6 protein-coding genes and 2 pseudogenes are annotated in these 6,136 nt (G+C 50.9%); 3 read left to right on the forward strand and 5 right to left on the reverse strand.

What is annotated here, in order from left to right; translation table 11 throughout:
• Positions 1–37 precede the first annotated feature (37 nt).
• Together JK231_RS15965 and JK231_RS15970 are read right to left on the reverse strand one after the other, a co-directional pair.
• On the reverse strand, positions 38–589 hold the full coding sequence (locus tag JK231_RS15965) for an NlpC/P60 family protein (protein ID WP_211729042.1): 552 nt from the start codon (positions 587–589) through the stop codon (positions 38–40).
• A gap of 263 nt (positions 590–852) precedes the next feature.
• The gene (locus JK231_RS15970; RefSeq protein WP_211729043.1) at positions 853–2,370 is read right to left on the reverse strand and encodes an MDR family MFS transporter; all 1,518 of its coding nucleotides are present in this window, start codon (positions 2,368–2,370) and stop codon (positions 853–855) included.
• A 187-nt stretch (positions 2,371–2,557) separates the two neighbouring features.
• On the opposite strand from JK231_RS15970, the gene JK231_RS15975 reads away from it, so the two are divergent.
• From JK231_RS15975 to JK231_RS15985, 3 genes and pseudogenes are all read left to right on the forward strand, one after another.
• Positions 2,558–3,115 carry a TetR/AcrR family transcriptional regulator gene (locus tag JK231_RS15975; RefSeq protein WP_313376586.1) on the forward strand — a complete coding sequence of 186 codons (558 nt, stop codon included), beginning with the start codon at positions 2,558–2,560 and terminating at the stop codon, positions 3,113–3,115.
• A 60-nt stretch (positions 3,116–3,175) separates the two neighbouring features.
• Positions 3,176–3,640 carry an SRPBCC family protein gene (locus JK231_RS15980; RefSeq protein WP_211729054.1) on the forward strand — a complete coding sequence of 155 codons (465 nt, stop codon included), beginning with the start codon at positions 3,176–3,178 and terminating at the stop codon, positions 3,638–3,640.
• 43 nt (positions 3,641–3,683) lie between these two features.
• Positions 3,684–3,851, forward strand: a pseudogene (locus tag JK231_RS15985) (porin); the annotation flags it as partial.
• 65 nt (positions 3,852–3,916) lie between these two features.
• On the opposite strand, the gene JK231_RS15990 reads toward JK231_RS15985, so the two are convergent.
• From JK231_RS15990 to JK231_RS16000, 3 genes and pseudogenes are all read right to left on the reverse strand, one after another.
• Positions 3,917–4,255, reverse strand: coding sequence for an XRE family transcriptional regulator (locus JK231_RS15990; RefSeq protein ID WP_034829921.1), 339 nt, complete (start codon positions 4,253–4,255; stop codon positions 3,917–3,919).
• Positions 4,252–4,593: pseudogene (locus tag JK231_RS15995) on the reverse strand (type II toxin-antitoxin system RelE/ParE family toxin). The gene JK231_RS15990 and the pseudogene JK231_RS15995 overlap by 4 nt, the downstream one beginning before the upstream one ends.
• 120 nt (positions 4,594–4,713) lie before the next feature.
• On the reverse strand, positions 4,714–5,985 hold the full coding sequence (locus JK231_RS16000) for a Glu/Leu/Phe/Val dehydrogenase (protein WP_211729045.1): 1,272 nt from the start codon (positions 5,983–5,985) through the stop codon (positions 4,714–4,716).
• Positions 5,986–6,136: the final 151 nt, after the last annotated feature.

Here is a 6,136-nt window from a genome sequence, read left to right on the forward strand (position 1 = left end):
AAAAATCCCCGGCGCCAGGCCGGGGATACTTTCTGCATCACACTTTATTTTTATAATTAAAGCTGATCTGCGAATTCTGTTCTCGTGGCAGACGCCGCGCCTCCAGATATACCGATTTCCAATACGGATTATTCAGTGAGGAGCGCATCACGCCCTGGCTAACCGAAGCGTGGAGGAATTGGTGGTCGGTGTCATAAAAGCCAACGTGTAACTCGTGTTTGATACGAAAGAACACTAAATCACCGGGTTGCAGGTGCGCCTTATCAACCGGCTGCCCCATGGCAATTAATTCGCGCGTTGTGACACGATCCATTGGAATATTGAAACGATCTTTTAAGGTTCGCCAAACAAAACCGGAGCAATCCACACCGTTTAATTGCGTGCCGCCCCACTGATATTTGGTGCCTTCCCATGAGTGCATCTGGTCGTGTAATGCCGCGATCACGGGAATCAAATCGGGTTGCTTACCACCAACGGTTGAAGCATCGACACTCTCTTCCGCAGGTGCATGAGAAGTTTTGGAAGAGCAACCTGCCAGGGTAATAACAAACAGACAGGCGATAAATTTTCTGGCCGCAGAGTTGATCATGGGATGACGTTTTCGCTGAGGGAGACAGTGGTTAGAGATTTATACCGCAAAAAAGTTGCAAAAATAAATAGCTCGCCGCTGAATTCTTTTAATCCTCTTCTTTTTTACTTAAGTTTACGCAAAGGTAACATCATGTATTTGGGATAAAAATTATATATTCCTTCGCCAATTTTCGCTTTGGAGGTTATTAATTCGCCCAACTCTGCTGCTATTTCATCCCACCATCAGCATCTGTCTGCCGATGGTGGCAAGCCGGCATCATTTTATTGTTTGGATTGGCTGCGTAACGGCGACTCTGGCAGGAATAATGACAAAATAAAGGCCAGCGCCATCACCACCGCCGCCATCTGGAATGCCGCATGTACCGCTGTGCTAAATACCTGCAAATACGCTTGTTGCACATCATACGGCAAATGGTGCACTGCATTCGGGTCCAGCGTGGCGGGCAATACATCGCCCTTTTCCACCAATTCAGTCAAACCCGATTTCAAGACGTGACTAAACATCGCGCCAAACAGTGCCACCCCGATTGAACCGCCCACCGAACGGAACAACGTGACAGAGGATGTGGAGACGCCAATACGGTCGGGTGTCACACTGTTCTGCACCGCCAGCACCAGCACCTGCATCACCATCCCCATGCCCATTCCGAGCACGCAGGCGTAGAGATAAATCTGCCACAGCGCAGATTGCAGGGTGAGCGTCGTCATGAGTGCCATCCCAACCGTCGCCAGCAAGGTTCCGCCAATCGGAAAAAGACGATACCGACCAGTACGACTGATAATGCGTCCGCTGATAATCGATGTCACCAGCAGCCCACCCATCAGCGGCAGCAACTGCAACCCAGCTTCGGTCGGGGTTGAGCCTTTCACCACCTGCAAATAGAGCGGCAGGAAAGTGACGCTGCCGAACAGCGACATCCCGACAATAAAAGCCATCAAACTGGAGAGCGAAAAACTGCGATTACGGAACAGCCCAAGCGGAATAATCGGTTCCCATGCACGACGTTCTTCGTAGATAAAGCCAATCACTCCGACCAGACCAAACGCCAGGATGCACCACAACTGCGGATCGCTCCATGCCCGCAACGTACCGCCTTCACTGGTAAACAGGGTGATACCCACTAGCGCAAGACTCAGGCAAACAGCACCGGGATAATCAATCTCATGCGGTTTACGTTTGTTATCGGCTTTAAACACCGCATTAATAATCAGCAGCGCAAACAACCCTAACGGTAAATTGATATAGAAAATCCAGCGCCACGAGGCGTGCTGGACGATGAAGCCCCCCAGTAATGGCCCCACCACGGTCGCCAGACCGAAAACGCCGCCAAAGAGTCCCTGGTATTTACCGCGTTCTGCTGGTGGAATAATATCCGCGACGGCCGCCATACTGACCACCATCAGTCCGCCACCGCCGAGACCTTGCAGTGCGCGGGTAAAGATCAATTGCTCCATATTTTGCGCCAGGCCACACAGTGCCGAGCCGATGAGAAACAAGATGACCGAGATTTGTAGCACCGTTTTACGGCCAAACAGATCGCCGAACTTGCCGTAAAGCGGGACAACAATTGTTGAGGCCAACATGTAGGCCGTGACGATCCACGACAGCCGATCAAGCCCGCCCAATTCACCCACAATGGTTGGCAGTGCTGTCGAGACGATGGTCTGGTCAAGGGCGGAAAGCAGCATGACCAGCATCAATGCGCCCATCAGCAAGCGGACGGAAGGAAGACGCTCTTCTCCACTGCCTGAGTGCGGCACAAGTGTTTTAGGTTTCATATCAGACACCAATTGAAATTAATTAAATACACAATTAATATTGATCGAACTCTGACATGAAACAAGTGAGCGCGTAAAGATGACCGCACGAAAAGTCCCAGCTGATGATAAGACAACTCCTGCCAAACCCCGCCGTCCTGGACGTCCTCGGGGCGGAGCCATCACTGCACAACAGCGCGAGCACCTGTTGGACATTACGCTTGCGATTTATGCCGAAAGCGGCATCGCTGAAACCTCGCTGAATGCGATTGCACGTAAAGCTGGCGTGAGTCCGGCGATGCTCAACTACTATTTTCAGTCGCGCGAATCGTTGTTAGATGTGGTGGTTGAGGAGCGCTTTTTACCGCTACGCCAGCGGCTGGAAGCGCATTTTGATGGGGAGATAAGTGACCCTGTCACCACATTCAGTGGATTCATCCGTGAAATCGCTGATATCGTCCTGAACAACGACTGGTTCGCCCCATTATGGATGCAAGAAGTCACCAGCGGTTCGCACGGCTTAGGTCAACACATCAAAGAACGTTATGGACATGCGGGACGCGACAAAGTCAGGGCGTTGATTGTGCGCTGGCAACAGCAGGGTTTATTGAATGCAGCGTTGAATCCCGATTTGCTGATGACCTCCATTCTGAGCATGATACTCGTACCCTTCACACGCTTCGCCAATGAGCCGGAGTTTGATACTGAGCTGATTGTACAGCACACACTTAGCCTGTTCTGCCAGGGGATCCGCCCGGTCAGCTAACCCGTTTTCTGCCTCGCAACTACACTGTTGAAATGACATTTAGCGAGCAGGAAAAACATGATGATTTTAGATGCCGATACCGATTTACAGCTTGAGCGTACGCTGCAAGTACCCGCCGAGGTGATTTGGCGCTGCTGGACCACACCAGAACATCTCCAACACTTTTTTGTGCCTAAGCCTCATAAGTTAGTCAGTTGCGATATCGATCTGCATCCTGGTGGTCGGTTCAACACGGTTTTTGAGGTGGAGGGGAATGAAATGCGCAACGAAGGGGTGTTTCTGGAGCTGATACCTTGTCGGAAGCTGGTTTTTACCGATACCTATACAGAAGGATGGAAACCTGCTGAGCATCCTTTCATGACCGCAATATTGCTACTGGAACCGCTCAATCCGCACGCGACTCGTTACGTTGCCATTGCCAGGCATCGCAACGCTGAAGCACGCGCCGAACATGAAAAAATGGGCTTTCATAGCGGCTGGGGCATGGTTGCCGACCAGCTTGAAGCTTATGCCCAGATGCTTTAAGGGCACCTGCGGTTTTCTTGATAATGAGCCTACTTAAAGGCTCATGGGCAATGAAGCTTTACTTAAATTCCTTGAGCCAGGATTAACCTACTACTTCAATAAAAACATGTAGACCTTTGTGGCCTACAAGATCAACCTGCTCGACGATAACAACAAACTCGGTCTGCCGAATGATGACCAGGTAGCATTGGGTCTGGTGTATCAGTTCTAATATATAGAAAGGCCAGCAATGCTGGCCTTTTTCGACTACTCGCAGTCAAGTTTGCAGCGGGTGAATTACTCGATCACTAACTGGACCTTTTTGCCCATCGCCGCAACCATACCCACTAACGAATCAATGGTAAATTTTTCTGTTTTTAGATTAACCACATCTGAAACTCGGGGTCTGGAAACGTGCAGGATCTTTGCCGCTTCAATCTGCTTATGGCCACTTGCCGTCATCCATTCAGAAATTTCAGTCATTAGCTGCTTCTTTAATTCGTCGGCTCGGTTAATTTCTTCACGAGATTGTGTCAGAAGGGAGTCCGCTTCAGCCGGTTCGAATCCGAGATCAGCAAAAATATTGCTGCCCGCTTTGGTGATATGCCGCGACTGGGTATCGATTTTATCGGTCATGTTAGTTTTCTCCGTTCTTCGATAACTGCTTTATAACGCTCGATGATTATATTCACATCTTTGGGGCTGGTTTGTTGTGTTTTCTTTTGGAAGGCGTGTATGACATAAATGGCTTCAACAAATTTTGCCACATAAACGACGCGATATTCGCCATCATAGCCTTTTATTTTGACCTCAATAACACCTGCTCCCCAGCGATTCACAGCCTTTTAGTGAGTGGGATTATGCCCATTTTGAATTTTGTGAAGTTCAAATCCAACGTCCTTTTTCACCTCATTGGGGAACATTTTGATGTCCTCCAGCGTTGTATCACGCCAGTCTAAATCCTTTTCATCCATTTCTGTGCGCTCCACACCACTCCATTTGTGTATAAAATATTATACACACCTAAGTGTACGGAACAAACTTCACACAATAAAAAACCCCGCATTTGCGAGGCTTCTCTCAAACTAATGTGTTTACGGATACAACCCGCGATCCTTCCTTGCCAGCAGAATTCGCTCGCAGGCAACGGCGTAAGCTGCCGTACGCAGCGTCACGTTCAGCGCATCCGCTTTATGCCACACCGTTTCAATCGCGTGCTGCATAATGCTGTCCAGCCGTTGATTGATCTCCTCTTCGCTCCAGAAGAAGCTGGAGAAATCCTGCACCCATTCGAAGTAACTCACCGTCACGCCGCCCGCATTCGCAATCACATCTGGCACCACAGCAATGCCGCGTTGCTGCAAGATATCATCCGCTTCCGGTAGCGTTGGGCCATTTGCCCCCTCAATAATCAGGCTGCACTTCAGTTGGTTGGCACGTTCAGCAGTAATCTGCCCTTCCAGCGCAGCAGGAACCAGAATGTCGTAAGGCTGCGTCCAAAAATGTTCATCCGCGATGGTGTCAGCACCCGGGAAGCCCGCGATACTACCGTGAGCCTGCTGCCACGTCTGTAACGCCGGGATATCCACTCCGCTGGACAAATACAATGTGGCTTTGTGATCCTGCACCGCCACCACTTTTGCCCCAATCGCATGGAACAGTTCGGCGCTGACGCTGCCAACGTTACCAAAACCCTGCACCGCCACGCGGCTATCTGGCACATCAATGCCCAGCTTAGTCGCAGCGCTGCAACCGGTGACGAAAACCCCGCGCCCGGTGGCTTTGACGCGCCCCAGTGACCCGCCCAGATGCACCGGTTTGCCGGTCACTACGCCGGTGGTAGTGGCGCCAACGTTCATCGACCAGGTATCCATCATCCACGCCATTACCTGCGCGTTGGTTCCAACATCAGGGGCGGGAATATCCTGTTGGGGACCAATCATATTGCCGATTTCGCTGGTATAGCGCCGCGTTAAACGCTCTAGTTCTTTATGGGATAAGGTTGCCGGATCGACACGCACGCCGCCTTTCGCTCCGCCAAACGGCAGGTTGAGCGCAGCGCACTTCACCGTCATCCATGCAGAGAGCGCCATCACCTCCTGCAACGTCACATCAGGATGGAAACGCACCCCACCCTTACCCGGCCCACGCGACAAATTGTGCTGCACGCGATAACCCTCAAAATGACGCACTGAGCCATCATCCATTTCCAGAGGGATATCAACGATTAATGCCCGCTTCGGATGCGTCAACGTATCGGCCCAGCGGCTAAGATCGCCCAGCAGTGGCAACACGCGTTCAACCTGCGTCAAATACGTTGACCAGGCTGAGTGACAGTCGCCTGTCACATAGGAAAGTTCAGACAAACTGACCTCCAGATTTTACTGTCAGGATAGAAAATGCCGCCAACGGCAGAATGGCGGCGAGAGGATTGGTTTAGTCGTGCAGGCCGAGTTTTTTCTCCAGATAGTGGATGTTGGTGCCACCCTGCTGGAAATGTTCGTCGGACATGATTTT

The organism is Pantoea sp. JGM49 (assembly GCF_018257655.1).
Classification (GTDB): domain Bacteria; phylum Pseudomonadota; class Gammaproteobacteria; order Enterobacterales; family Enterobacteriaceae; genus Pantoea; species Pantoea communis.

What these genes read in the sequence shown, in the direction of transcription:
- JK231_RS15965 (WP_211729042.1), bottom strand. Translation starts at nt 589, where the DNA reads ATGATCAACTCTGCGGCCAGAAAATTTATCGCCTGTCTGTTTGTTATT.
- JK231_RS15970 (WP_211729043.1), bottom strand. Translation starts at nt 2,370, where the DNA reads ATGAAACCTAAAACACTTGTGCCGCACTCAGGCAGTGGAGAAGAGCGT.
- JK231_RS15980 (WP_211729054.1), top strand. Translation starts at nt 3,176, where the DNA reads ATGATTTTAGATGCCGATACCGATTTACAGCTTGAGCGTACGCTGCAA.
- JK231_RS15990 (WP_034829921.1), bottom strand. Translation starts at nt 4,255, where the DNA reads ATGACCGATAAAATCGATACCCAGTCGCGGCATATCACCAAAGCGGGC.